Origin of the sequence: Cupriavidus sp. CuC1 (assembly GCF_044627735.1) — a bacterium.
In the GTDB taxonomy this organism is placed as follows: Bacteria; Pseudomonadota; Gammaproteobacteria; order Burkholderiales; family Burkholderiaceae; genus Cupriavidus; species Cupriavidus ulmosensis.
In genome coordinates, this window is the sequence record NZ_JBIUHC010000337.1 from 1 (window position 1) to 2,731 (window position 2,731).

Below are 2,731 nucleotides of genomic sequence, written 5' to 3' on the forward strand. Positions count from 1 at the left end.
GAAACTGGAACCCGGGAATCACGACAAGTGCCTGTCGCAAAAGGGGAAACTCACCCAGGCGGCTGGTGAACTTCGGGCTAGCAGGAAGAGCCAGATGCCGCGGCCGAAGCCCGGGAATTGATGACGGTTGCCGCAACGGGATTTTATCGCGCTGCAGATAGGCGAGCCCACGCCGACGCCTGCGATGAAGTGCGGCGCGGGTCCTCGACGATCGTAACGGCCCGGTGAAGACCGTCTTTACGCTGAGGGCTAGCTAAGAGACCATTTCAAAAGGACCCCGAGGGGGGCTGGAACGCTTGGTGCCCGAGGACAGCACCTTGCCCCCGCTGATCTTGGTGCCCGGGCACGGCCCCAGCCAGGAGCAGAAGTGCTTGACGCTTGGGACGGCGCAAATCGCGGCTCACGGGTCGTGGCCGCAAGATGTCGATTCAATGCTAGGCCAACACCGGGTCACGCAACCGCTTTCGGCAGGGGCACATCCGACGATCAAGGCGCATAGGGGGCGCATCCGGCTACGCAAATGACAGCAGGGTCTACCGCTATCCCCCCGAAGCGCCGAAATGCACGCGAAGGGCCAGGTAGACAGCGGATATCGCCAGGGTCACGAGTGTGACCGGTACACCCACTGTCGCATGGCGACGCCAATCGATTCCGATGTTGCGCCTGGCCGCGGCATCCACGACGATGATGTTCGCGATGCTACCGACGATGAACAGGTTGCCGGACAGCGAACTGACCAAGGCAAGGAGCGGTCCAGCCATCTCGTGATGCGCCAGCGGCAGTAGCAGCATCACGGCCGGCACATTCGATACGAGGTTCGACAGAACAAAGGTGGTCCCGAATAGCGGCGCAAGCTGGTCGAGGTGAAGACCGGCAGCGGCGAGGTCGTCGATGACGGCGGCGGTGACGCCGGATTGCGATAGCGCATGATTGACAATGAAGAGCGCCATGAACAGGATCAGGAGTTCCCAGTCCACGAGGCCGAGCGTCCGAGCGGAATGCATTTTGCGGCTCATCAACAACACTCCCGCGCCGATGAGCGCCACGTGCTCGCGCGGCCAGGGTCCGACAAGGAACGCCACAAGTAGCACCGCCGCAACTGCGAGGCCCTTGGTAGTCTGCCAGCGGTCCAGTGGCACTTCGTTGGTACTCCGTGCCGCCGCCTCATCGAACGTGCCCGCAGAGCTTGCGGGAGCCGACCAGCGACCCTTTACCTGCCAGGTAATCAATGCCCATGTTGCCAACAGACCAAAGGTGACTGGCACCATCGCCTCGCCAACATAGGCGAAAAACGGCATGTGCAACGTCTGCCCGATCAGCATGTTCTGTGGGTTCCCGATCAATGTGACGGCGGAGCCAATATTGGAGGCACAGGCAAGCGCCAGCAAATAGGGCATTGGATCGAGGTGCCGCCGTTGGCAGGCATCGATCAGCACTGGGGCGACGGCCAGGCAGACGATATCGTTGCTGAAGATGGCCGACAGCGCCGCGACGCCAAAGATAAGCGCCCCGAGCAGGCCGGGCGGGCTGAATGACAATGAGACGAACCGGTGCGTGACCCAGTCATAGAAGCCACCCAGCCGCATCTGTGCTGACACCACCATAAAGGAGAAGAGCAGGATCACTGTTGGCAGATGGATGGAGCCTGCTGCCTCTTCCAGACTCACGGCATCGACACTGATCAAGGCAATCGCACCAAGCAGTGCCACGCCCGTCCGGTCCAGTTGAAGGAATGGGAGCCCACCGAGAATCATCCCCAAGTAGACAATGAGAAAGATGATGACGATGGTGGCAGTCATTCGGTTAGGCGGGTCAGCCCCGTTGGATGGAATTGGAGCGCCAGGGTGGCCACGCGCGGATCGATGTGGATGACATCGTCGATGCGCATCTGAGGGCGCGGGACGGTGGCGCGTACGCGCAGCGCCGACCTTAAATCGCAGACGCAGTGGGCCGGACAGGATCAGCCGCAAGTGTATACCGCTCCCGTCGGTAACAGTCAAGGTCACGAGGGTGATCTTGACCGGATGGCGAGCCTCGTTCACCGCGGCGCCGAACTTGGCCGCATCTTTCGGTTAGCTGTCAAGCACTGTGATGCTGGCTGACCCGTCGGGGTCCAGGTCAAAGATGATGCGATCGGGCTTATCGATGCTGCGCTTGATCGCATTCCATGCGTGGAACTCGATCACATTGAGTTGCGCCGCACTCACGATGGCGGTCTCGCGTGGGACCTCGAGTAGTGCCAGATGGCCTTCCCAGAGCGAAGGGTCCAGTAACGTCATGCCCGGCATCTTGCTCGCCTCAGCGTGCTTCTGGAAAAACAGCTCTCCACCAATACCGGTGGGGCCTCGCAGCAAGGCTACGGGGCGCCCGCGCAGATGGGAAAGCAGATGCGGCGCGATGGTTCGTAGTAGCCGACCAGGTCGCGTTTTGTCAGCCCGGTCATTGGGTCAATCACGCGTTCCGCGTTGGTGACCTTCACGGAAGCGGGCCGGGCGTGGCCGCGGTGGTTCCACCTCCACAGGCCGCTCCAGCGTCACGCTGCCGGCCTCCTTGTCCGTGCGCAGGGCGTGGAACACAGCATGCCGGACGCGGCCCTCTTTGGTCCACTCGGCGCAGATGACGAACTCTTGCCGCTTCGCGCATTTACTCATAAATCAGAAATTTAGCGGACAATAGTCTATGCTTGAGCGATAGTCATTGAGGGGTGCGCTCATGAAACGGGACGGCCGCA

Annotated in this window: 2 protein-coding genes; both read right to left on the minus strand. The window is 61.4% G+C overall.

Annotated features, from left to right (window positions below; genetic code table 11):
* Positions 1-539: 539 nt before the first annotated feature.
* Entirely contained in the window at positions 540-1,799 is a 1,260-nt protein-coding gene (locus ACGLHR_RS51325) for an anion transporter (RefSeq protein WP_400103753.1), read from the minus strand.
* 273 nt (positions 1,800-2,072) lie between these two features.
* The gene (locus ACGLHR_RS51330) at positions 2,073-2,354 is read right to left on the minus strand and encodes a hypothetical protein (RefSeq protein ID WP_400103755.1); all 282 of its coding nucleotides are present in this window, start codon (positions 2,352-2,354) and stop codon (positions 2,073-2,075) included.
* Between the last annotated feature and the right edge of the window lie 377 nt (positions 2,355-2,731).